The following is a 23965-nucleotide window of genomic DNA, read 5'->3' as shown; positions in this document are numbered from 1 at the left end:
CACATGCCTGCACTCGACCAGCTTGTCAGAAATATCAAAAAACATCTTGCCAAACGGAGGCCGTCCACACATGCCCCTGGTTTGCGAGGTGCCAATCGCACCGGCCGACCGTTTACCGGCGATTATGCCGGTGATCTTCTCTACAGCACTTTGATTGATCTTGGTTTTGCCCGTGGCAAATTTGAAGCTCGTATTGATGACAGTCTCGAACTGTTGAATACGACAATCATCAATGCCGTGCGCTGTGTTCCACCTGAAAACAAGCCAACTGCGTCAGAAGTTAATAACTGCCGTCAGTTTTTAAAACCCGCCCTGTCCGGCTTTAAAAATCTGCGCGCCATTGTTACGCTTGGCACGATCGCGCATCAATCGACGATCCGCGCGCTTGGACAGCCGGTTGCAAAACATAAATTCGGTCACGGCAATGTAACTGATATCAATGGCATCCGGATTTTTTCCAGCTATCACTGCTCGCGCTATAATACCAACACAGGTGTGCTAACCGAAAAAATGTTCCGTGACGTTTTTACCAATGTGCGTGAATACATAAACGCCGGGATTTAATACCGGCGCTCAAACAACATCAAATTTTAAGTAAAAACTTAGCCTTTATCGCGTAGCAGGCGTGATTTTTCACGATTCCAATCGCGCATTTTCTCGGTTTGGCGCTTGTCGTGCAATTTTTTACCGCGTGCAACCGCCAGTTCCAGCTTAACCCGGCCGCGATCATTAAAGTACAATTTCAAAGGCACAATAGTCATACCATCACGCGAAACAGCATTGAAAAGGCGCGCCATTTCACGACGGCCCACCAGCAATTTACGTAAGCGGCGCGGATCATGATTGAAACGATTGCCTTGCGTATATTCCGGAATATAGGAATTGATCAGCCAAAACTCACCATTTTCAAAGCTTGCGTAACTTTCAGCAATATTGGACTGATTGGCGCGAAGTGATTTCACTTCCGTACCCGTCAGCACAAGTCCTGCTTCCAGCGTGCTCACAATTTCAAAGTTAAAGCGCGCACGACGGTTTTCCGCAATTATTTTACGCACTGTGGGTGTTTTTGGCTTATTCATAATATGGTTATATAATACCCGTCATGCAGATTAAAAGCGCCTTTCAGCAGAAAGGCGCTTTTTCTGTCTGTCTATCTTAATTAATCAAGCCAGCATGCTGCATGGCACGATCAATGGCAAGGCGTGTCGCCTCTTCCACCTGCACCATTGGCAAACGGACGACAGGCTCGATCAACCCCAAACGCGACAACGCATATTTAGGACCGGCCGGATTTGGCTCCAGAAACAGCGCCTTATGCAATGGCATCAAGCGATCTTGGTACTCCAGCGCTTTTGAATAGTCACCGCTCAAACATGCAGTCTGAAATTCGGTGCAAAGGCGTGGCGCGATGTTGGAGGTCACCGAAATGCAACCATGACCGCCATGTGCATTAAAGCCTAAAGCCGTGGCATCTTCACCCGACAATTGGATGAAATCTTTGCCGCAAACCGCACGTTGTTCGGACACGCGCTCAATACGGCCGGTTGCGTCCTTAACAGCCACAATATTTTTGTGGTCAGCTACCAAACGCCCCATGGTTTCCGGCAACATATCAACAATAGAACGACCCGGAATATTGTATATAACAATCGGCACGGAAATTTCACGCGCAATTGCAGAGAAGTGTTCGTAGAGACCACGCTGATTAGGTTTGTTATAATAAGGTGTGACAACGAGAACCGCGTCCGCGCCCGCTTTTTCAGCATGCTGCGCCAGTTCAATCGCTTCATGTGTATTGTTCGAACCGGCACCTGCAATGACCGGCACGCGCTTGTCCGCGACTTCAATACAGACTTCAATGACCCGCTTATGCTCGTCATGCGAGAGCGTAGGTGTTTCACCGGTTGTACCGACAGGCACCAAACCATTGGTGCCCTCTTGAATTTGCCAATTCACGAAGGAGCGGAAGGATTTCTCGTCAAATGCACCATCACGATCGAATGGCGTAACGAGTGCGGTGATTGAGCCCTTCAGCATCAATATACTCCTGAGAGATAAATGTTAATAACCGTCGGAGAACCCGACGAAAGCGGTCGCACCATAGTATTGCCACAAGAATGGAGCAAGCAAATTTACGGCTGCACAGGCGTTAGTTATCCGATCTTATTCATAATGGTTTGTTAACGATGCCTTCATGGATAAAAATTATACTAAAAAAGTAAAACTTCCCCTGCCCTGACAAGTCGGTCAACTTAACAAAGAACACCGGCTAATAATATGGCTTAAGTAATCTGGTTTGGTTCAATATGAGTATAGTTGATCAAAGAGCACCGATCTGGCGCAAAATCCTCCTCGCAGGATGCAGCCTGATGCTTTGCATGCCGACAGCCACATCTTTTGCGCAACCTTTGCCGCCCACAGATGTACCAACGCCGTTTGCGCGCCCGCCGTTGCCAACGCCTTTTGCACCTTCAGCCACACGCGAATCTCCGATCAATTTGGTGACACCGCAACCGCGCCCGTCATTACAGGATCAGGTTATCACATCCAGTGTACCACGCGCCAGCAATCCGGCTAATGTCAGCGGCACCTTAAAAGCGGCACTGGATGCTCTGGAAAGCAAAAATGCTGCCCGTACGATAGCCATTAAAAACAATATGGCGCGCGGCAGCATTGACCGGCAGATACTTGCATGGGTGATTGCAACCTCCAATGCCGACGGAATTACCAGCGCCGAGATCGCTGCATCTGCAGCTGAATTACAAGGCTGGCCGGGCATGTCTGCCATTCGCAATAATTCCGAGCGCGCATTGGCAAAAGAAAAATTGTCGGCGCAACAAGTCATTGGAGCCTTCGGCAATAGCCGCCCTCAGACCACCGAGGGCATTGTCGCCTTAGCGCGCGCTCACAAAGCCACGGGCAACAAGGTGAGAGCCAGACAATTGCTGGCTCCGTGGTGGTTAAATGCACGTCTTTCTCAAACTGAAGAGCAATCCATTTTACGCGAATTTTCTGATACTTTAACGCGTGATGACCATCTCAACCGGCTAATCCGTTCACTGTATAGCGGGCGGATGCAGTCGGCTGCCAATCTGGCAGGCCCTGCACAGGCACAATCACTTTATCAGGCTTATTTGGCTGTATCCCGCAATAGTGCTGATGCTGCACAAAAAATCAATGCTGTTGACAAATCATGGCACAAGCATCCATCTTATTTGCTGGTCAAAGCACGTTATCTTCGTCGTGCCGAACGCTTCAGCGATGCAGCAGAGATTATGATCAAAGCACCAAAGGACGCTAAAACATTGGTGAATCCGGATGCATGGTGGACAGAAAGGCGCGTTTTATCCCGCGAATTGCTTGATATCGGCAAGCCTAAGCTCGCCTATCAAGTCGCAGCTGCCCATGCGGCAGAATCACCAGCGATGGCTGCAGATGCAGAATTCCACGCAGGCTGGTATGCACTGCGTTCATTAAACGATCCTAAAACTGCTTCAAAACATTTTGCCCGCATTGCCGAAATTTCATCAGGTGCAATTTCAGCCTCACGCGCTTATTATTGGTTGGGTCGTGCCGCAGAAGCTGGTGCAGGCGGCAATGCCGGTAATTATTATCAGCGTGCCGCTCATTACGGCACAACATTTTATGGCCAGCTGGCCGCTGCCAAACTTGGCCAGTCAACCCTGCAATTACCCTATCCGAAACCAACCAATGCTGATCGCGCCAATTTTGCCAATCGTCCGGCTGTACAAGCGATCAAACGGTTAGAAGCGGCCGGTTACAGCACCCGTGCCGATGCGCTCTATCGCAATCTGGCACAAGAAATCTCCAGCGTTGGCGAATTAGCTATGCTCGCAGTGATGGCTGAGCAAAAGAACAATCATTATCTGGCTTTGCGAATCGGAAAAGCGGCAGCTGCCCGCGGTCTTGATGTGGGAGCACTTTCCCATCCACTCGGTGCGATACCAAATCACGCGAATATCAGCGGTTCCGGTAAAGCACTCGCTTATGCGATTGCACGTCAAGAAAGCGAGTTTAACACCTCAGCTGTATCAAGTGCCGGCGCTCTAGGCTTGCTGCAGCTCCTTCCGGGCACTGCCAAGGGCGTGGCAACACGTGCAGGCCTCACCTTCACGCACGCCAAACTCACTAATGATTCTGCTTATAATGCAACCTTGGGCGCCCATTATTTAAGTGAGCAACTTGGCCGCTTTGATGGTTCCTATATCCTAACCTTTGCCGGTTATAATGCAGGCCCTACCCGCGCCAATCAGTGGATCGCCAAATATGGCGATCCGCGTGGCCGCTCTATTGAAGAAATTGTCGACTGGATTGAACGCATTCCTTACCCGGAAACCCGAAATTACGTCCATCGCGTGATGGAAAATTACGAAGTTTACAAGGCACGTTTAACCGGCACAGCAAATATCAAAGCCGACCTGATTAACGGTCGTCGATAGACAAAAGAAAAGGCGACTTCGGGAAATTCCGAAGCAGCCTTACTTTTTAGAGCATGTCTCCCAAAAGCGGGCACCGGTTTTGGGATAAAGACATTCGTAAAAACAAAACGCTAGAGCGAGCACAGTGGATACGATTAAGTGCGACACGCTCTAGCTCTGTTATAAAATCAATTTGAATAATCAATCTGCTTTTTGCGAAGCTGACTTTGCTTTAGGCTTAGCTGTTTTCACCGCTGCCTTTTTTACCGATGCCTTAACTGTTGCAGCTTTTGTGCGTGGCTTGCTGGCAGATGTCTTTTTAGACGTTGCTTTTTTAGTGGATTTGACCAGCGTTTTTTCGCCAAGTTTGCTTAAAGCAGCAGCTTGTTCCACCCATTCCTCGCGCTCGACGCGTCCGGGGAAATTAAGCTTCTTTCCAATCCAGATTGCATTATCAGCATCCCATGCAGCCAGCTGTTCATAATGATAAATCCCCAAAGCTTGAAGTTTGCTTTGCAAAGTGGGGCCAATGCCTTTGATCTTCAACAAGTCATCCGGCTTATCATCACGCGCAGCCTCGAGCAGTTGTGGTAAGCCTACTTCAACAACCGGTTCGGGCTCCTCAACGATAACTGGTTCTGGGATACGAACTTCTTCCACCGGAGCCTGTTCAGAAATCAGTTCCTCTATAACACCTGAAGATACCTCGGTCTTTGTGGCAGTCGAATCCTGCGCGATAATTTCTTCAACTTTGACGGGTTCAACCGTTGGCTTAGTTTCCAAGGCTTTCGCGTTTTCGTCGTCAGTTTTTACTTCAGGCACAGCCGGAACCGGTATTTGAACTTTATGCTCTTGTTTTTCCGATGTTAATTTTACGGCCTCAACCTGTTGCTCAGGTTCCGGTACCACATGTTCACTGTTAGCTTTACGCTTGCGGGCAAAAGCCCCGAATAAACAACCGATAACGAACACCGCAGCAATCAATAAAGCGAGCTGCAAAATAAGGTGAGGCATTACTTCTTCCCCCAGATTAACATCTTTAAGTCAGAGTGAGATAGTGCTTCATAATTTACGAGCCGCTGATCGACTGCAAATAAATCTGTTTTACTTTTTATTTCCAACTGCCATCCAGCCTACCAGAAAACCAATGCACAAAGCCAGTAACAAGACATACCAGAATGTCTGAACAAGATAGAGCATAAACGACCTTTCGTGTCTTACGAATAGTGTTTTAAATATCTAAAAAACAACGATCACAGCATATTAAGGCAACCAAAGTTCAAGGTTGTGCAATAAAGCGCTGCCCGATTTCAGCTCCTTCCGGCAAAGAATTATTCAATGCATTCTGCAAGCGGTAATAATCCAGCCGGTTATTCGCATCACCATCAATATTTAATCGCATATCAATCAGGGCAATTTTCCCTGATTTGAGAAAAGCAGATTGTAAAATAGCAAATTTAACCAATGTAGCATAGTTATCTGGTTGGCCACGCGCCAAAGCCATCTCATCCATTACCATCATGGAATCTGCATTCTCCTCCATGGTCAGCATCAACTCGTCACGCAATTGACTGGTTGGCACATGGCCGCTCAAAATAATGCCGTCACCATTCTTCTCGATTTGAAATGTATAAGGAGCAGCTAAAGGCAAAAGTGAAGTGAGATTCTCAATTTCACGAATCCCTTCAATTTTACCAGCTGCTTCGAGTGCTAATTTTTGTGCGGCTTCATCAGGCGCAACACCGCGCAATGTCAGGTCACGCCCTTCAACGCTGAAACTTGTCCAGTCATAGGGCTGCAATACGATCTGGGTGCGTTGCGCGAGTTCGGCCTCCAATGGTTTAATCCCAAACCACAAGGCAACCGCGGTCAGGGTAACAGTACAAACCCAACCAGGCCAAAACCATTGTTTCAACGCAGACATCCCTTCTCTCGATGATTCTGATAAAGATTAAGCAATAAGGAGATCAATAAAGAGAATCCAGTTTTGCCTTTTGAAAAACTGTTCAAAGACGCACGAATCAACTGATTTTTTGAAAAATATGGAGAGTTCAGCAGAAACAACTATTCTGCTCATTCTGTTAAAATCAAGATGTTTGGGAAAATGGAGGAGAGGATGGGATTCGAACCCACGAGACCCTCACGGGTCTACTCCCTTAGCAGGGGAGCGCCTTCGACCACTCGGCCACCTCTCCGGTACAGGCCAGATAGCTGGTTAATTCACTAAGTTCAAGCAATTTAAAGCTTTATCTTCAAATTTTTTAATTCCACACACATATATCTGACAGAAATGACAGGTGAAGCACATGACTTAAGACCTGCTTAAGCCAATCATCCCTGTAGACCATATATATAATAATGTATCTTCCAGAAAAATTCGCTGATGCAAATCACTCAAAATTCAAGCTCATCAGCATGAGGGCTTTCAAGTGATTTGCACGATTCCGCCAGATAGAGATAGCTTTTACCAGCCCAGTGCGCTTTGAAACTGTTAAGAACTGTTAACTTCGATTGCTAATTTCTTAATAAATTCTGCAGTGATAGCTAAATTCGTGTCTTTTGTGCAACAAGCCCCCTCGATAGAGACATGAGTAAGCCGTCAGAGTTGTTTTCCCAGTTGCATCAAAATTCGGGCGGAGTATCTTCACATCAGAAAGGGGCGCGCTTCGGGGCGACTTTTTCAAACAAGGGGATGGGGACAGGTTGTCCTTCAGCCAAAAAGAAATGCCCAAACCCGTTTTTAAACTTTGACTGGAGGTCAGAAATGAACATCAAGAGCCTTCTCCTCGGCTCCGCTGCAGCAGTTGTAGCAGCTACCGGCGCAAACGCAGCCGACGCAATCATCGCACCAGAACCAGAAGCTGTTGAATATGTTCGCGTTTGCGATGCATACGGCGCTGGCTACTTCTACATTCCAGGCACCGAAACCTGCCTCCGTATCGGCGGTTATGTTCGTTACGACGTTAAGGGCGGCGACGACGCATATGTTGGCGGAAAGCGTGAAGGCTGGGACAAGCATGCACGTTTCGCACTGCAGGTTCGTACCGCTTCTGAAACAGAACTCGGCACACTCGGCACATACACTGAAGTTCGCTTCAACTACAATGCTGATGCAAGCGGTGACGATTACTCACCAATCAAGAGCGACCGTTACGGCAACGATACACGCGGTTCCGTTCTTGAATATGCGTGGATTGATCTGTCCGGCTTCCGCGTCGGTCTCGGCAAAACCATGTTTAAAGAATTCACCGGCTACCTCGGCGACATTCTTAACGATGACGTAATCTCTGAAGGTTCGTTCACACGTACCGGTCAGATTGCTTACACCTTCTCCGGTGGCAACGGCGTCTCCGCTGTTATCGCTGTTGAACAAGGTGGCGGTGGCTACGTAATCAACGAATACGTACCACACGTTGTTGGTGGTCTGAAATTCGCTCAGGGCTGGGGTTCGATCGCAGCTGTTGTTGCTTACGACTCAGTTATCGAAGATTGGTCAGCTAAAGTACGCGGTGACGTAAATGTAAGCGACCAGGTTTCCCTGTGGTTGATGGGTGCTTATGCAGCTAAGAAAACCACTGATCAGGCTTATGGTAGCTTCGGTGGTAAGTGGGCTGTTTGGGGTGGTGTTGCATTCAAGGCAACCGACAAAGCAACCTTCAACATCCAGGCTGCAACAGAAGATTGGGGTAAGACCTCTGTTTCTGCTAACGTAGCTTACGAACTGGTTCCTGGCTTCAAGATCACTCCTGAAGTGACCTATACACGCTTCAAAGATAGCACTAACTACGCTAATGATGGCATTCCTTTCAACAAGAAAGATGCTGTACAGGGCATGATCCGCTTCCAGCGTTCTTTCTAATCAGACCTTGGTTTGATAATAAGGCGCCAGTGATTTTCACTGGCGCTTTTTTTGTTTCAAATTATATTTCAGTATCTTTTATATTCACGAATTCTGCTGCCACCGATCACATAGCGATGATTATTTCTTAGGTGCCAATTCAGTCTTCCCCCTACTAAAATAGTTGGCAAACGGAGAATAACTTTACCTTCTAAAGTTCAATTCTCAGCACTTAAGTTTGATTTGAAAATTTAATGTCGCTGCTAAGCACAAAGAATAACAATTAATTGCTTTTAAGAATTGCATAACTATGCGCTATTAAATAGGAGGCTAGATCCATAGGGCTCTGATAAGCGTGGGCTCGCGTGTTTTGCTACATTCTGAAACTTTACGAGCTAATAACCGAGGCATAAATTGACTGTGAAAATTAATCGTTATTTTTCAACAATTGGTGGATTAACCGGTGCTTTAGCACTGATTGCCTATGCAGGTGCGGCGCATAATGATACCGGCAATTTGAATACAGTCGCCCCTATTCTCTTAGGCCACGCTCCTGCTTTCCTTGCTCTGTCAATTTTGAGTGGCCAAAGCCGCACCGCAACGATCGGTGGCTCAGCTATCATTATTGGTCTATTGCTATTTTGTGGTGACTTGCTTGCCCGCGATATAATGGGACAAAGACTTTTCCCGTTTGCGGCCCCCACCGGTGGCACTATTCTCATTCTGGGATGGCTCATCACATCCATGAGCTGCTGGTCAAAATGTAAATAGAAAGCCGTGCGTTCAATTTAGCGGCAAATGCAGTTAAAGTCATCAAGCTGACAGCCTGAGAGAGGCGGCCTACTTTTGTCGCTAAAATCACTAAACAATAGTTTAGCGCTGAACTATCTGTGCGTCCGAATCTTCTGATGGTTCAGCTGTAGTTGGCAAAGTAAACTTCATGTACAATGGTAAGTGATCAGAGCCGACCTCATCCAATGTCTTTGCCTCTTCGATGAAGATGTTGGCACTAACCAAAATATGATCAATCTGCACTCCAAGCCATTTAGCCCAACTGATCGGCAATTGTTTCAGCATCCATGTTGCGCCGATGCCGCGCACATCATATGTATCTGACGCTTGCGTCATACGCGCCAGCGCATTACTCCAGCTGGTCGCATTATAATCGCCGGCAATAATTAGTGGATGCTTCATAGCCCGCAAAGAAGGCTCAATCTTCTTTAACTGTTCCGGCTGTTGTTTCGGCCACGGCCATGACAAATGCAACGAGGCAATGGTTGCAATCTGCCCGCCAAAATCAATCGGCACCGCTGCCAATACACCATCATCGACACAAAGGCGCTCGGCGCCCTCAACGAATGGCCTTCTTGATAAAATGCCAACACCCCATGAATTTGGATAATCCTTACACAATAAATGGTAAGGATAACGGCCTTCCAAAATTTTCAGCCATGGTTCCCAATATTTGGAGGCCTCCTGATATGTGATCACATCCGGATTTTGCTGACCAATCATTTGCAGAACACGTTGTGGCTCCGGATGATCGTAAAGCAGGTTGATCTGCACCAGACTATAAGTTGCGCCTTCTATCTTCTTTGACTCCGGCAATTCAATACCGGATAGCTGATCGCGCAGAATTTCAAGCGTTGTTGCAAAACTTAGAACGCAAAACAGACAGAGCAACAAAGCTTCCCGTTTAAGACCTGTCAACAAAAGTGGTAATGAAAACAGCAGCAGAGCCACCGACAAATGTGCGCGAATATGCGAAAATGTATCAAGCGCGGGATGCACTTCTCCAAAAAAACCGAGCACCAGTGGAATCGTTGCAAGAACCGCAACAATAAAAGCTGCAAAGCTTAATGATGAAATTTTTTTGGACGTACGCATAAAACTGTCTTCTCCCCCAAAATGAGAGCAAATCTACGAAGTAAAACGGCTTAGATTAAGCTGAAGTGCCTTCCGGATTTTTTATAACCATGAGATTGGCACGAAAATCCGGACGTCATTTTATCAATTACTGGAACGCGGTTTCGTAGAAGCTGCGTAATTTGCGCGAATGCAACCGCTCTTGCGGCATGGCTGCAATTTTTTCCATCGCTCTGATGCCGATATGCAAATGCTGTGCCACTTGGCGCTGATAAAATTCGGTCGCCATACCTGGCAGTTTCAACTCACCATGCAATGGCTTGTCTGAAACACAAAGCAAAGTGCCATAAGGCACACGAAAGCGGAAACCATTGGCCGCGATGGTGGCAGATTCCATATCCAAAGCTATAGCGCGGGATTGCGAAAGTCGCTGTACAGGACCGCGTTCATCCCGCAGCTCCCAGTTCCGGTTGTCGATAGTCGCAACCGTACCGGTACGCATGATGCGTTTCAAATCATAACCTTCAAGACCGGTGATTTCTTCCACCGCATCTTCCAGCGGCACCTGAATTTCAGCCAGAGCCGGAATTGGTACCCACACAGGCAGATCATCATCAAGCACATGATCTTCCCGCACATAAGCATGTGCGAGCACATAATCACCCAATTGTTGACTGTTGCGCAGACCAGCACAGTGACCAAGCATCAACCATGCATGCGGACGAAGCACAGCAATATGATCGGTAATGGTTTTGGCATTGGATGGCCCCACACCGATATTGACCATGGTGATGCCGGAATGATCATCTCTTTGCAGGTGATAGGCTGGCATTTGCGGCATACGGGATGCGGGTGTGCCAATTGTGGGCTCACTATCGCCAGCCAACGTCACCAAATTACCCGGCTCGACAAAGCGTTGATAACCGCCACCGCCCCCCGCCATCAGCTTGCGGGCATAGTTGCAAAATTCATCAATATAAAATTGGTAATTGGTAAAAAGCACATAATTTTGAAAATGTGCCGGACTGGTCGCTGTGTAATGTGCTAAACGTTGCAGCGAGTAATCAATGCGTTGCGCTGTAAAAGGCGCCAGCGGCATCGCCTCACCCGGTATCAACTCGATATCACCATTGGCAATCTTGTCGTCGGTGCTGCTTAAATCAGGCACATCAAAGAGATCACGTAAAGGATGTGCAAAAGCATTGGCAACTGAGCCATCCACATGTGTGCCTTCGAGAAAGGCAAAATGCAGAGGAATGGGTGTGGATGATTCCTGCACTATGACACCGACATTGTGATTACGCATCAACAGACGGATTTGTTCGATCAGATAATGCTCAAAAAGGTCAGGGCGGGTAATGGTCGCGGTGTAATCACCGGGCGCAGAAACATGACCATAGGCCAAACGCGTATCCACATGAGCAAAGCTGGTGGTGGAGAGTTTCAACTCCGGATAGAAGGCGCGATAGCGACGCGCCGGGAGTTTGCCTAAAGCTACCTTTTCAAACGCATCACGTAAAAAGGCAGTATTACGTTCATAAAGCTTGCGCAGCGCAGCGACGGCAGCACGGGCATCGTCAAAATTTTCCGGTGCAGCCAAAGGCGGCGTTACGATTTCGGAAAGAAAAGGAAGATCGATTTTGTTTGTCATGGCTTACTATATAGCGAGTCGAGCCACAACAGGGAGTATATAGATGTATAATTTTATGCCGCGCGTTGGAGACTAACAAAAATAACCAATCCAGCAGCACTGATTTTGGCAGGATAGGCAGAATTCAACAATGCGAAAGAAGCAGACGGGCCAATAAAGACAGTGCAAAAAATCAACATACGCACCATTAAAGCGAGGTAGGAAATGGCTGCACTGATCATGGCAGCATCTTTATATGGTTAAAGGCCACCAATTGCATATGACCATCAAATTTGCCGATAGTGCTCAGTGAAACCAGCACAATCCCTGCAAATAATAAAACGGCAATGACAGATTTATTCAGCATATTAATCCCCTTTCCGACGATATGACACCATCATAGAAAAGCGGCCTGAACCTTTTCTGAGACTGGCATTCATGCAGCATTCATATTGTTTAAAAAGCAAAATAGTTGTGCACGCCCCTTGCGTGATGAAATACAGCACATATGTTCAAACCATATCGAAGCCATAATCGGGAGTTTCTCATGACTACGCAGACCAAACCTATTGAGCTTTATTATTGGCCGACACCCAATGGCTGGAAAATCAGCATTATGCTGGAAGAACTGGGCGTTCCTTACGAGGTCAAATATATCAATATCGGCAAAGGCGATCAGTTTGAGCCGTCCTTCCTCAAAATTGCACCCAACAACCGCATGCCGGCTATTATTGATCCTGAAGGTCCAGACGGAAAACCGATTTCCGTTTTTGAATCCGGGGCAATTCTGCAATATCTCGGCCGCAAATTTAACCGCTTCTATCCAAGCGATGAACGTGCCCGTGTAGCCGTTGATGAGTGGTTAATGTGGCAGATGGGGGGACTTGGACCTATGTCCGGTCAGGCGGGACATTTCCGTGTTTATGCGCCTGAAAAGGTACAATACGGCATTGAACGCTATACCAATGAAGTTAATCGTCTTTATGGTGTGCTGAACCGACAGTTGGAAGGCAAAGATTACATTGCCGGAGATTATTCAATTGCCGACATGGCCTGTGTTGGCTGGGTCAGTGCCTATAAGAATTATGCTCAGAAACTGGAAGATTTCCCAAATCTGAAACGCTGGTATGAACATATGCTCACCCGTTCAGCTGTTCAGCGCGGTATGGAAATTGGCAAGGCGGAACGTGAAAAATCCAACCTTGCTACTGATAAGCAGGCACAAAGCATATTATTTGGACAAAAAGCGAAATAACCAGCATTAAAACCTGTCTTGAATATAAGCGCCGTATTCTCCGATATGGCGCTTTTACAATTTGTGCCAACTGCACTCACCAAATGTTAAGCATTCCATTTAACCCGCCGTTTAATCCCGCACATTTATAATTCCTGCTGTCGAAGATCCGCTTAAACAAAAACAGTTTTTTGTTATTCAACAGGAATATGAGACGATGACACATTTTAAAAAGCCTGTCCGGCATGAAGATATAGTCACCGAAGATCAAATCCTTTTTGAGATGGGTGTCATGTACGCGACTGGACGTGATTGCGAAATAAATGTCGTTGAAGCGCATAAATGGCTGAATATTGCAGCAATACGCGGCCATAAACAGGCTGCTGACTTGCGCAGCCAATTGGCGCGTACCATGTCAAAAACAGAATTGGCTTCTGCTTTACATGAAGCACGCAAATGGATGATCATGCATTAGGCTATATCAATATTCTATAAAATGTATAAAATACTTATAGATAAGTACTATATGCATAATGCTGTTTAATAAAACTCATTCTAAAATAGCAATATTATTGAAATTAACGCCTGACGACCTTGTCGTATCTCCTGAGAAGGACATATAATAACGGCAATTTAAAACAGGAGTTTTATTATGCTTATTCGTTCACTTGCAGGCTTGGCTGGAACAGCAGTTGTTGCAACAATCGCTGTTATGGCTTTAAACACTCCTGCTAATGCACTGACCATGCAGGAATGCAGTGCAAAATATCAGGCAGCGAAAGATGCCGGCACTTTGGGTGGCCTCAACTGGAATGAATATCGTAAAGCTCAGTGCGGAACTGAGACACCAGCACAAGCTCCGGCTAAAAAGGCTGCTCCGGCCAAAGCTGCCGCAGCAACCGAGCCCAAAAGCCTCACCATGCAGCAATGCGGTGCCAAATATCAGGCAGCCAAAGATGCTGGCATTGATAATGGTATGAAATGGAATGATTTCCGTAAGGCAGAATGTGGCCCGGGCGCTGATCTTACCGCTTTGAGCACTGATGGTGATCGCGAACCTCCTGCACCGACAACCGCAGCACCACGTGGCGTCACATTTCCGAAAAATGTTTCATCCAAGTTCTCGAATGAAAGTGCAGGAAAGGCACGGATGCACACTTGCCTTGAACAATATCATGCGCTGAAAGACAAAAATGCTCTGAACGGCCTGAAATGGATTCAAAAAGGTGGCGGGTATTACAGCCTGTGCAATGCTCGTCTCAAAGGCACATCGTAAATTTAGGTTACAATCAAAAGGAAGCCGTGGTCAGTATTCTGACTACGGTTTTTTTTATAGATAATTTATAAAACGAAGACGGTAACAGTCATTCAATACCAGATTAACTTTTTCGCTGGCGCCATTCAACAGTAGCCGAGACGGACCCAGCCTCCTGACAATATTTACATATTGACGCGAGATCAGGTCCTTCACTGGCATTATCCAGCGGCGGACGAAACGCACGCTATCTCCTGTCAATATTACATATTGGCGTATACAGGTCCTTCGCCGCCTTGTGGCGGTACCCAGTTAATATTCTGGTTAGGGTCTTTGATATCGCAGGTTTTACAATGCACACAGTTTTGAGCATTGATCACATATGTTTCCTGCCCATCTTTCTCAACCCATTCATAAACACCAGCCGGACAATACCGCGCAGAAGGGCCATCATAAACGCCGAGCTCGGAAGTGAGCTGTAAAGCCATATTCTCCACCAAAAGGTGCACAGGCTCATTCTCTTCATGATTTGTATTGGATAAAAACACGGACGACAATCTGTCAAAAGTCAGCACACCGTCAGGCTTTGGATAATCAATCTTCTTATGTTTAACTGCCGGTTCAAGGCAGGCTGCATCGGTCTTACCGTGTTTTAAAGTGCCGAAAAGCGAAAAGCCGAACAAGGTATTTGTCCACATATCAAAACCGCCAAGCCCGATACCTATCAACGTTCCGAATTTTGACCATAGTGGTTTGACGTTGCGCACTTTTTTCAGGTCTTTGCCGATATCACTGCCACGCCAGTCATGTTCATAATCAATTAATTCATCATTGGCGCGGCCATTTGCAAGTGCGGTGACAACACTTTCCGCGGCCAAAATGCCCGAAAGGACAGCGTTATGACTACCTTTAATACGCGGCACATTGACAAATCCTGCCGAGCAACCGAGCAATGCACCACCGGGGAAACATAGTTTAGGCACTGACTGCCAACCGCCCTCGGTGATGGCTCTTGCACCGTAAGAAACACGTTTTGCCCCTTCGAACACATCCTTGATTGCCGGATGGGTTTTAAAACACTGAAATTCTTCGAACGGCGAGAGATAAGGGTTTTTATAGTTCAGGTGAACTACAAACCCAACCGCCACCATATTATCTTCCAAATGATATAAGAATGAGCCACCGCCGGTTTTCATATCCAACGGCCAGCCAAAAGAGTGTTGCACGAGCCCCAATTTATGTTTGGCCGGATCAACCTGCCATAGCTCTTTAAGGCCGATACCGTATTTAGCCGGTTCACGGTTCGCATCCAGTTTAAAATGCTTGATCAATTGTTTGGCCAGCGAACCGCGTGCCCCCTCACCGATCAAAACATATTTGCCTAAAAGAGCCATACCACGGGTATAGTTGGCTCCGTGTGTGCCATCTTTTTCAATCCCCATATCACCGGTTGCAACACCATTAACCGCACCATTCTCGTCATAGAGAATTTCCGTTGCTGCAAAACCCGGATATATTTCGACACCAAGTGCTTCGGCACGTGCGGCCAGCCAACGGGTGACATTGCCAAGCGAAACAATGAAATTACCATGATTATTCATCAGTGGCGGCATCAGCACATTCGGCAGCCGAACCGAACCGGCAGGCCCCAGCAACAAGAAATGATCAGCTGTGACCTGCGTTTTAAACGGATGGTCAGGATCATCGCGCCAATCAGGTATCAGCTTGTTGATACCGACCGGATCCACCACTGCACCAGATAGAATATGGGCGCCGACTTCTGCACCTTTTTCAAGCACCACTACAGATAAATCAGGCGACAACTGTTTTAATCGAATAGCCGCGGCCAATCCGGCAGGCCCTGCCCCCACGACTACAACATCAAATTCCATGCTCTCGCGTTCAGGCAGATCAGCAGCTTCGGTCATTCTTGCCTCCGATTTATTGTTCTCGTCCGTGCCCGATCAGGCCGCATCGTCAGGCGATTTTATTTTGTGCCAAAGGTATCGCAAAAATCATGCTCAACGCCTATGCGTCCTAACGTCCGCAGTCTTTAACTCTACAAGCACATTTACCTCATGTCTCATTAAAGATATTACTTTTGTCTGAACGAGCATGTTGCCCTTGCATTAACACACAGAATTTGCGACCCCTGATCTCAAACAGCTCTGGAGAACCAAACCTGATGACAACCGGTCAAATGACATATGATATGGATGAGCTGCTGCATTTTTATGCAGAATCCGGCTTGGACATAGCTTTGTCTGAAGAACCGGTGGATCAATTCGCAGCATCACAAATAGCTGAAGCTTATCGCAAACAGCAAATGGCGCTAAGCACGCAGCCTGCACCACAAAATTCCGTGCAACAAGAACCGATGCGTTCCCTACAGCCGAGAAATATCGCGTCAAAACCTGTTGCGAAACCAAGATTTCAACCAACAAGCAACCAAATTGTGCCAGACGCGCAACAAATTGCCTTGGCCAAAGAAATTGCAGCAAGCGCAGGCAGCTTGCTGGAATTGCGCGAGCGTCTCGCTGGTTTTGATGGTTGTGGTTTAAAATTTACCGCTAAAAATCTCTGCTTCGAAGATGGAAATCCGGCATCAGGATTAATGTTCATCGGCGATGTTCCCGGTCGGGATGAGGATATGGAAGGCCTGCCTTTTGCTGGCCGTGCGGGTCAGTTATTCGACAACATGCTTCGCTCAATCGGGCTGACACGAGACCAGACCTATCTGGCCAATATGATTTGCTGGCGTCCGCCGGGCAATCGTGTCCCTACTCCCTTGGAGATCGAACTGTGCCAACCCTTCATTGAACGACAAATCGCTTTGGCAAAGCCTAAAGTCATTGTCGGTTTTGGTGGTCCTGTCACCAAGTTGCTGACAAATGCCACAGACACCATCCTGCGTGTCAGAGGCAATTGGTTAGTGCATCATACTGAGACAGGTGCGCAAATACCGGTCATGCCAAGTCTTCATCCGGCTTATTTATTGCGCAGCCCCGCACAAAAGCGGTTTGCATGGCAGGATTTACTCAGCGTCAAAACCAAACTAAACGAAATCAATCAATAACAAAAAGTCATCTTGATCACTGAGGAATTGTTTGCGGTGAATTAGATTTTTGTGGGGGCAGAGATAGTTTTCTCTCGCGTATAATTACAAAAATACCGGCCATCATGACAATGGCACTACCGATCAGCATGGTCACGGTCGGAATATCACCAAAAATCAAGAAGCCGATAACGAGGCTCAAAACCATCGACGTATATTCAAATGGTGCAATCGTCGACATCGGCGCATGGCGATAAGATTCGGTCAGCAATATTTGCGCAATACCACCTGCAAGACCTGCACAAATAAGCATCAATAATTGTTGCCAATTCGGCATGACCCAACCAAATGGCAGCGTCAAAAAACCTGCAACTGTCGAAGTCAATGTAAAGTAAATAACGATCGTTGACGTGCGCTCTTTTCTGACAAGTCGCCTCACCAGCACCATTGCAACCGCTGCCAATGCAGCTCCCGAAAGTGCGGCAACCGCGCCCAAAGCTTCGTCCTGCCCCAACTGACCTGTCGTGAAAATACTCATACGAGGCCAGATGATAATCAAAACACCGATCAGCCCGACGAAAACTGCACTCCAGCGATAAACCCCGACAAACTCTTTCAAAATCACAGCACTGAGCATCACAGCGATCAAAGGAGACGCGTAATTGATTGCAACAGATTCTGGCAAAGGAAGCTTGGTCAGCGCATAAAAACTGCAAAACATTGCAGAAACACCAACCAAACCACGCCAGATATGACTAGCAGGCTCTTTGGTCTTGAACGCCCCCTGCAATTGCCCCTTGAGCCAAAGGTAGAAAAGAATAGAAAAAATTGCAAAAAATGAACGAAAGAATACCAATTGCCCGACAGGAATGTCATCTGTTGCTTTTAACAAAGTTGACATCGCCACGAAAACCGAGACCGAAGAAATTTTCAGCCCGATGCCCAACATAGGGCGGGAATGCTCCGAGCCAGAATTCACGGACGGGTGCGAAGGGGCGCTCAATACGCGAATCCTTTTAGAATCAAGCAGAAGATAATTCAGAACCATTCTACTCTTAGGCCTGAACTCAGACCAAAACCAGTGCGATATATCGCTCGCCGGGCATTTTTTAACGACCTCAACCGAAGCGTTAAAAATAAATTATCTAATCATCTTTATGGTTGATGATGTGTTTATTTCAACAAACTGAATTTGACGGTTTTCAGAAGGTTCGAAAAGGTGAAGTGAAGAATCATTTGGATGGTGATTCGTAAAAAATCGAATCAATTTTAATGATTTTTTATCAAAAGGACTGGACAGCGCGAATCACTTTTGATTCATTAGGTTAGCGGATGTATTACGTCGCGAATCACTTGCAGTGTTGTTGTTTTATGGGGAGCCTCAATGGCTAGGACGGACGCCTATGGCGAGCCGATGGGGAAGCATTCTTCCGCACGGCCGAAATTAAAAAAAGGTGGTCTATCCGGACATGTCAGTTTGCTGGCAGGTCCAGCCTATCGTAAGTTTGCGTCCTTTGAACCGACATTGCGCCGTATCGTGCCGGTTTTGATTATTTCTTTTTTGATCATTCTTGCCGTTGCACGGTTGTTTTCCTTATTGGCTTGGCGTGATGATATCGAACGCAGCAACCGTTCAGCAATTGCCTTGGCAAGCTTGCAGGTAAGTGCCCACATTGATCGCGCACTTTTTACCAGTCAATCACATGATGCGCCTGACGCGGCTGCTATCAAAACAATGCTCAATGAAGCGCGTGCTGCACTTCATATCAATGATTCAATTTCATTGATTGTGGCTGATGAAAATAATCAGGTTCTGACCGGCTCTGGCTATCATACCAATGGTTTGAAGAATATTGCCGAACAGGTTTCCGAAAGCCAACCCTTGCTTCTTTTTGGCGATAAAGCTGGTGTCATGGAAGTCGGCATTGATGGCGATAGCAGTTTTGCATCCCTCACCCATCCAACCTTTATGCGCAATTTATCGGTGCTTGCTTATGAGCCCAAACAAACCATTTTTGCAGAATGGCGCAAATCTGCATCTTTGAATCTCACGCTTTTTGCCGGCACATCCGGTGTGATGCTTGCCATACTCTATGCTTATTTCAGTCAAGCAGCGCGTGCGCGTGAGGCTGATGATCTCTCCCAACAAATCCAGTGGCGCATTGATATGGCACTCGCACGTGGCCGTTGCGGATTGTGGGATTGGGATATGGTTCGTGGTCGTATGTACTGGTCACGTTCTATGTATGAAATGCTGGGCTATCAGGCACAAGACAGTATTCTGGCTTTTGGTGCCGTCGCCGCTATCGTCAATCCTGAAGATGGTGATCTTTACGATATTGCCAAACAGGCTGTTGCCGGTGAAATTTCGCAAGTCGATAAAGTCTTGCGAATGCGCCATGCAGATGGTTCATGGGTCTGGATGCGTGTCCGTGCCGAAGTGGCAGCCGATGGTGATCCGCATCTGGTGGGCATTGCATTTGATGTCAGCGAGCAACATCGTTTTGCGCAAGCGACAGCCGAAGCCGATATGCGCATCCGCGAAGCGATTGAAAATATTTCCGAGGCTTTCGTGCTTTGGGATGCAAAAGATCGCCTGGTGATGTCCAATTCAAAATATAATGAATATGCCGGCCTTGAAGCATCCGCACTCAAACCCGGCGTTAAGCGTCAGCAAATCGAGCCACTGGTTCGTCCGGTTGCGTTTGAGCGTCGGATGGCGAATGAACACAATCGTGCCGGAGCCGAAACTTATGAGCGCCAATTAAGTGACGGCCGTTGGTTGCAGGTCAACGAACGACCCACCCAAGACGGCGGTATGGTTTCTATCGGTACTGATATTACCCAATTGAAATTGCATCAGGAACGCATGGTGGAAAGCGAACGCCGCTTGATGGCGACCATTCATGATCTGTCTGTTGCCCGTAAAAGTGAAAAAGATCGTGTCCGTGAATTGTCTGAACTGGCACGCAAATATGCAGCAGAAAAAGAACGTGCGGAAGGTGCAAACCGTGCCAAATCAGAATTTTTGGCCAATATGTCCCATGAACTTCGCACGCCATTGAACGCAATTATCGGTTTCTCAGAAATGATTCAGGCTGGCACATTCGGCCCGCTTGGCTCTGATCGCTATGAAGAGTATATCAATGACATTCATTCCAGCGGCAATTATCTGCTGAATGTGATCAATGATATTCTTGATATGTCGAAGATTGAAGCCGGTCAGTTCTCGCTTGATCACGAGAAGATTGATCTCTGTCCGCTGATCAACGAAACAGTTCGCATGATTTCACTTCAGGCCGAGGAAAAGCACATTCAGGTTCACACCCAGATTGCTGATCGTCTAGCGCTCCATGCTGACAGACGTGCAGTCAAACAAATCCTGATCAATCTGCTGTCCAATGCGGTTAAATTTACCGGCTATGACGGTCATATTACAGTGCGCGCGCATCAAACGCAGACTGCTCTCTTCATCACCATCAAGGACACCGGCTGCGGCATTCCAAAATCGGCACTGAAGAAAATAGGCCAACCTTTCGAGCAGGTGGAAAATCAATTCACCAAATCTCACACAGGTTCCGGCCTCGGATTGGCGATTTCACGCTCGCTGGCAGAACTCCATGGTGGCACCCTGCGCATCCGCTCAACCGAAGGTATCGGCACCATTGTTTGTGTTCGTATTCCTGATCGCTCTGTACAAGCGGAAATTATACAAGCTGCATAAATGCTGCACGGGTATCAGCTGAATATTCATCCAGCTGATATTCCAGCACACGCAGATCCGGCAATTGAGATACCTGACATAAAAGCTCAATCATACCAGGCAAAAATTGTTCCGGATTGAAATCATCACCCGAACAAAGACGAATTGTCTGACTCATATTGGTGTAGAAACGGCAAATCGCTGTGAGCTTCTCACTCATATCAGCATTTGCAAATATGGGCTTCAAAGCACTCAAAATTTCATCTGTAGATTTGCCGCAGGTTTTAACACTCACCTGCCCTGTCAGTGCTGCATATTGGGCAATAAATTCCAAATCAAGCATGCCACCTTTTTTTAACTTGAAATCCCAGATGTTACGAGCTGGTTTTTCCTCTTCAATAAGCTTCCGCATTTCACGGACATCCTGAGCAATTTTTAAGCCATCACGTGGCAAGGCCAATACATCCTCAATGGTTGCCTCGACGCGCGTCATGAGCATCTGGTCACCACTGATAGGGCGGGCACGGGTCAACGCCATATGCTCCCATGTCCATGCCTCTTGCCGCTGATATTTATCAAAAGAACTCACATGCGTTGCGACCGGTCCTTTATTGCCCGATGGACGCAGACGCAAGTCTACTTGATACAAAATGCCCTCAGCTGTAGGTGCCGAAAGGGCCGCCACCAAGCGCTGCGTCATACGCATATAATATTGTGAAACAGCCAACGGCTTTTCACCGTCGGAATATTCCACATCTTCCGGATGATCATAAAGTAAGATCAGGTCAACATCCGACCCGCTCGTCAGCTCACGACTTCCAAGTTTTCCCATAGCCAGAATGGCAGTTTTTCCGCCCGCAACACGACCATGACGTCTGCAAAATTCAGCCTCGACGGCTTGCAAAGCCCGTGCAACCATCAATTCGGCAAGATCAGAAAATGCTTTACCAGCCCGCACACCGTCAATAGCACCTGTCAGCATTCGAATACCGATTAAAAAGCGATGTTCGGCTGCAAAAATTCGCAAACGATCAAGTATCTCTTCATAATGATCGTTGTTACCTAAAAAAGCATTCAGCCTTGTTTCCAGATAAGAAAGTGTCGGCATCTCGGCAAAAATTGCCGGATCAAGCAAGCCGTCAAATATGTGTGGCTTACGGGTTATAATGTCCGCCATTCGTGGTGCTACACTCATGACCAGCACTAATAAATTCAATAGCCGCGGATTGGATTGCAAGAGCGAGAAAAGCTGAATACCTGCAGGCAAACCTTGCAAAAAACTATCAAAACGTACCAGAGTATCGTCAGCCTGTTTTGTTTCCGCAAAGGCATGCAACAAAGCAGGTGTCAACTCGGTCAAGCGTTCTCTGGCTTCTGCGGATTGCGTGGCACGATAACGCCCGAAATGCCAGCCTCTAATAATCCGGCAGATATCCGACGGCCGCTCGAAACCCATTTTCGTCAATGTCTCAATGGTACCCGGATCATCCCCTTCACCGGTAAAAACCAAATTGCCCGCATCATTTCCAAGTTCAGCCGCTTTTTCAAAAAGCACTGCATAATGTCTTTCAACTGTTTTCAAACAATGAAGCAGGTCTTTGGTAAAATCTTGTAATTGCTGATACCCCATCAAATGGGCGATACCTGCAAGCCCTTCATCATCTTCGGGTAAAGTATGATTTTGTTCATCATTGACCATCTGAATGCGATGTTCGATATCGCGCAGAAAGCTATATTGCTTTGTCAGATCATCACGTGCTTGTAATGTGATCCATCCAAACTCTGCCAAGGTTTTCAGCATTTCAACAGTTTGTGCGCCGCGTAATTGCGGAAAACGGCCGCCAGCAATCAATTGTTGCGTTTGCACAAAAAACTCGATCTCACGAATACCGCCACGACCTAATTTAACATTATGCCCGTGGATTGCGATAATTCCATGCCCTTTATGTACGTGGATTTGACGTTTAATCGAATGAACATCCGCGATCGCTGCATAGTCGAGATATTTGCGCCAGATATAAGGGGAAAGCTCCAGCAAAAAAGCTTTGCCAGCCTTAATATCTCCGGCAACAGGGCGCGCTTTGATCATCGCAGCACGTTCCCAATTCTGGCCACGCCCTTCATAATAATGCAATGCGAAGCCAAACGGGATAGCCAACGGTGTTGAGCCTGGATCAGGACGCAATCTTAAATCTGTGCGGAAAACATAACCATCGACTGTACGTTCTTGCATAATTCGCAATAATCGGCGTGCCAGCCGTGAGAATATATCAACGCATTCATAAGGATCTCCGATATAAGGACTCTGCTCGTCAATCAGAATAATAAGATCGATATCGGAAGAATAGTTGAGTTCAAAGGCACCAAACTTGCCCATTGCCAGAATAATCCAGCCGCAGTCCTTCTCTGGGTTCTCAGGATCCGAGAGAGTTATTTTTCCCTTAGAAGCCGTATCACGCAGCAAAAAGCGAACTGCGGCTCCAAGACATGTTTCCGCCAGATCAGTGATCCATTGTGTCGTGGTAGGGGTGTTGAAAATTCCGGCAAGATCGCAAAGAGCAATCAAAATATGGGCTGCATTTTTTCCACGACGCAACCCAGCCATTAAGCTGTTTTCCGTCTCACCAGCACCACTGCCGCATAGTTTAAGATCAGCAAAAATATCAGCCAGAATAAGCTCTGGTGATGTTTCGTTCAATTGAGCCAGTAATTGCGGGTGACGCAACAAATATTCACGAATATAGGGCGACAATTCAAGAACCGAGCTCAGAAAACCGGCAGCGCTTTCATTGGACAATAAGGCTGTCAAGCCGGAAATGTTCTCATCTTGCGCACGTCGTCTCAACGCAACTAAATATTTTTGCGCGATCTGCTCATCGAAAGGTGTCAGAACATGCGTGATCCGATGAAAAAATAAATGCCCTGCCGTATCTGATACCATTTAT

The 23965-nt window shown here is 47.0% G+C and carries 18 protein-coding genes, 1 tRNA gene and 2 pseudogenes; 10 read left to right on the top strand and 11 right to left on the bottom strand.

The window, feature by feature from the left end; translation table 11 throughout:
- A partial coding sequence (locus ACI0FR_RS05120; RefSeq protein WP_461667880.1) for a uracil-DNA glycosylase occupies positions 1 to 564 on the top strand: 564 nt, incomplete at its 5' end.
- A 38-nt stretch (positions 565 to 602) separates the two neighbouring features.
- On the opposite strand, the gene smpB is transcribed toward ACI0FR_RS05120, so the two are convergent.
- The gene (gene smpB / locus ACI0FR_RS05115) at positions 603 to 1079 is read right to left on the bottom strand and encodes an SsrA-binding protein SmpB (protein WP_374830055.1); all 477 of its coding nucleotides are present in this window, start codon (positions 1077 to 1079) and stop codon (positions 603 to 605) included.
- Positions 1080 to 1155: 76 nt separating this feature from the next.
- On the bottom strand, positions 1156 to 2037 hold the full coding sequence (gene dapA / locus ACI0FR_RS05110; protein WP_374830053.1) for a 4-hydroxy-tetrahydrodipicolinate synthase: 882 nt from the start codon (positions 2035 to 2037) through the stop codon (positions 1156 to 1158).
- A gap of 332 nt (positions 2038 to 2369) precedes the next feature.
- Between dapA and ACI0FR_RS05105 the strand changes: the two genes are divergently transcribed.
- The gene (locus tag ACI0FR_RS05105) at positions 2370 to 4460 is read left to right on the top strand and encodes a lytic transglycosylase domain-containing protein (protein ID WP_404906657.1); all 2091 of its coding nucleotides are present in this window, start codon (positions 2370 to 2372) and stop codon (positions 4458 to 4460) included.
- A gap of 180 nt (positions 4461 to 4640) precedes the next feature.
- Here the strand turns inward: ACI0FR_RS05105 and ACI0FR_RS05100 are convergent, their stop codons facing one another.
- From ACI0FR_RS05100 to ACI0FR_RS05090, 3 genes are all read right to left on the bottom strand, one after another.
- Positions 4641 to 5453, bottom strand: coding sequence for a hypothetical protein (locus ACI0FR_RS05100; protein WP_404906352.1), 813 nt, complete (start codon positions 5451 to 5453; stop codon positions 4641 to 4643).
- Positions 5454 to 5718: 265 nt separating this feature from the next.
- The gene (locus tag ACI0FR_RS05095) at positions 5719 to 6363 is read right to left on the bottom strand and encodes a BON domain-containing protein (RefSeq protein WP_404906353.1); all 645 of its coding nucleotides are present in this window, start codon (positions 6361 to 6363) and stop codon (positions 5719 to 5721) included.
- A gap of 181 nt (positions 6364 to 6544) precedes the next feature.
- Positions 6545 to 6634 (bottom strand) — tRNA-Ser (locus ACI0FR_RS05090).
- Between the two features lie 569 nt (positions 6635 to 7203).
- Between ACI0FR_RS05090 and ACI0FR_RS05085 the strand changes: the two genes are divergently transcribed.
- Both ACI0FR_RS05085 and ACI0FR_RS05080 read left to right on the top strand, forming a co-directional pair.
- Positions 7204 to 8298 carry a porin gene (locus ACI0FR_RS05085; RefSeq protein ID WP_404906658.1) on the top strand — a complete coding sequence of 365 codons (1095 nt, stop codon included), beginning with the start codon at positions 7204 to 7206 and terminating at the stop codon, positions 8296 to 8298.
- A gap of 393 nt (positions 8299 to 8691) precedes the next feature.
- Positions 8692 to 9048, top strand: a complete 357-nt coding sequence (locus tag ACI0FR_RS05080; protein WP_374830045.1) for a DUF423 domain-containing protein — start codon at positions 8692 to 8694, stop codon at positions 9046 to 9048.
- 102 nt (positions 9049 to 9150) lie between these two features.
- On the opposite strand, the gene ACI0FR_RS05075 is transcribed toward ACI0FR_RS05080, so the two are convergent.
- The 3 genes from ACI0FR_RS05075 to ACI0FR_RS05065 all read right to left on the bottom strand — a co-directional run bounded on the left by ACI0FR_RS05075 (position 9151) and on the right by ACI0FR_RS05065 (position 12140).
- Entirely contained in the window at positions 9151 to 10164 is a 1014-nt protein-coding gene (locus ACI0FR_RS05075) for an endonuclease/exonuclease/phosphatase family protein (protein WP_404906354.1), read from the bottom strand.
- A 127-nt stretch (positions 10165 to 10291) separates the two neighbouring features.
- On the bottom strand, positions 10292 to 11794 hold the full coding sequence (locus ACI0FR_RS05070; RefSeq protein WP_404906355.1) for an AMP nucleosidase: 1503 nt from the start codon (positions 11792 to 11794) through the stop codon (positions 10292 to 10294).
- A gap of 217 nt (positions 11795 to 12011) precedes the next feature.
- The gene (locus ACI0FR_RS05065) at positions 12012 to 12140 is read right to left on the bottom strand and encodes a hypothetical protein (RefSeq protein ID WP_374830039.1); all 129 of its coding nucleotides are present in this window, start codon (positions 12138 to 12140) and stop codon (positions 12012 to 12014) included.
- Between the two features lie 180 nt (positions 12141 to 12320).
- Between ACI0FR_RS05065 and ACI0FR_RS05060 the strand changes: the two genes are divergently transcribed.
- The 3 genes from ACI0FR_RS05060 (at position 12321) to ACI0FR_RS05050 (ending at position 14283) form a co-directional block, all read left to right on the top strand.
- Positions 12321 to 13028 carry a glutathione S-transferase family protein gene (locus ACI0FR_RS05060; protein ID WP_374830037.1) on the top strand — a complete coding sequence of 236 codons (708 nt, stop codon included), beginning with the start codon at positions 12321 to 12323 and terminating at the stop codon, positions 13026 to 13028.
- A gap of 196 nt (positions 13029 to 13224) precedes the next feature.
- On the top strand, positions 13225 to 13482 hold the full coding sequence (locus tag ACI0FR_RS05055) for a sel1 repeat family protein (RefSeq protein ID WP_374830035.1): 258 nt from the start codon (positions 13225 to 13227) through the stop codon (positions 13480 to 13482).
- A gap of 177 nt (positions 13483 to 13659) precedes the next feature.
- Entirely contained in the window at positions 13660 to 14283 is a 624-nt protein-coding gene (locus ACI0FR_RS05050) for an antifreeze protein (RefSeq protein WP_404906356.1), read from the top strand.
- A gap of 242 nt (positions 14284 to 14525) precedes the next feature.
- Here ACI0FR_RS05050 and ACI0FR_RS05045 read toward each other — a convergent pair whose 3' ends face one another.
- Positions 14526 to 16190 carry an electron transfer flavoprotein-ubiquinone oxidoreductase gene (locus tag ACI0FR_RS05045; RefSeq protein ID WP_404906357.1) on the bottom strand — a complete coding sequence of 555 codons (1665 nt, stop codon included), beginning with the start codon at positions 16188 to 16190 and terminating at the stop codon, positions 14526 to 14528.
- Between the two features lie 257 nt (positions 16191 to 16447).
- Between ACI0FR_RS05045 and ACI0FR_RS05040 the strand changes: the two genes are divergently transcribed.
- Complete coding sequence (locus ACI0FR_RS05040; protein WP_404906358.1) at positions 16448 to 17338, top strand: uracil-DNA glycosylase; 891 nt, start codon at positions 16448 to 16450, stop codon at positions 17336 to 17338.
- A gap of 16 nt (positions 17339 to 17354) precedes the next feature.
- Here ACI0FR_RS05040 and ACI0FR_RS05035 read toward each other — a convergent pair whose 3' ends face one another.
- The gene (locus ACI0FR_RS05035) at positions 17355 to 18266 is read right to left on the bottom strand and encodes a DMT family transporter (protein ID WP_374830519.1); all 912 of its coding nucleotides are present in this window, start codon (positions 18264 to 18266) and stop codon (positions 17355 to 17357) included.
- A 435-nt stretch (positions 18267 to 18701) separates the two neighbouring features.
- On the opposite strand from ACI0FR_RS05035, the pseudogene ACI0FR_RS05030 reads away from it, so the two are divergent.
- Together ACI0FR_RS05030 and ACI0FR_RS05025 are read left to right on the top strand one after the other, a co-directional pair.
- Positions 18702 to 18942: pseudogene (locus tag ACI0FR_RS05030) on the top strand (PAS domain-containing sensor histidine kinase); the annotation flags it as partial.
- A 362-nt stretch (positions 18943 to 19304) separates the two neighbouring features.
- Positions 19305 to 21041: pseudogene (locus ACI0FR_RS05025) on the top strand (PAS domain-containing sensor histidine kinase); the annotation flags it as partial.
- Here ACI0FR_RS05025 and ACI0FR_RS05020 read toward each other — a convergent pair.
- On the bottom strand, positions 21025 to 23961 hold the full coding sequence (locus tag ACI0FR_RS05020; RefSeq protein WP_404906359.1) for a bifunctional [glutamine synthetase] adenylyltransferase/[glutamine synthetase]-adenylyl-L-tyrosine phosphorylase: 2937 nt from the start codon (positions 23959 to 23961) through the stop codon (positions 21025 to 21027). The pseudogene ACI0FR_RS05025 and the gene ACI0FR_RS05020 overlap by 17 nt on opposite strands.
- Between the last annotated feature and the right edge of the window lie 4 nt (positions 23962 to 23965).

This window comes from Paenochrobactrum sp. BZR 201-1 (genome assembly GCF_044987585.2).
Lineage (GTDB): Bacteria > Pseudomonadota > Alphaproteobacteria > Rhizobiales > Rhizobiaceae > Paenochrobactrum > Paenochrobactrum pullorum.
This window is presented reverse-complemented; position numbering and strand designations above follow the sequence as displayed.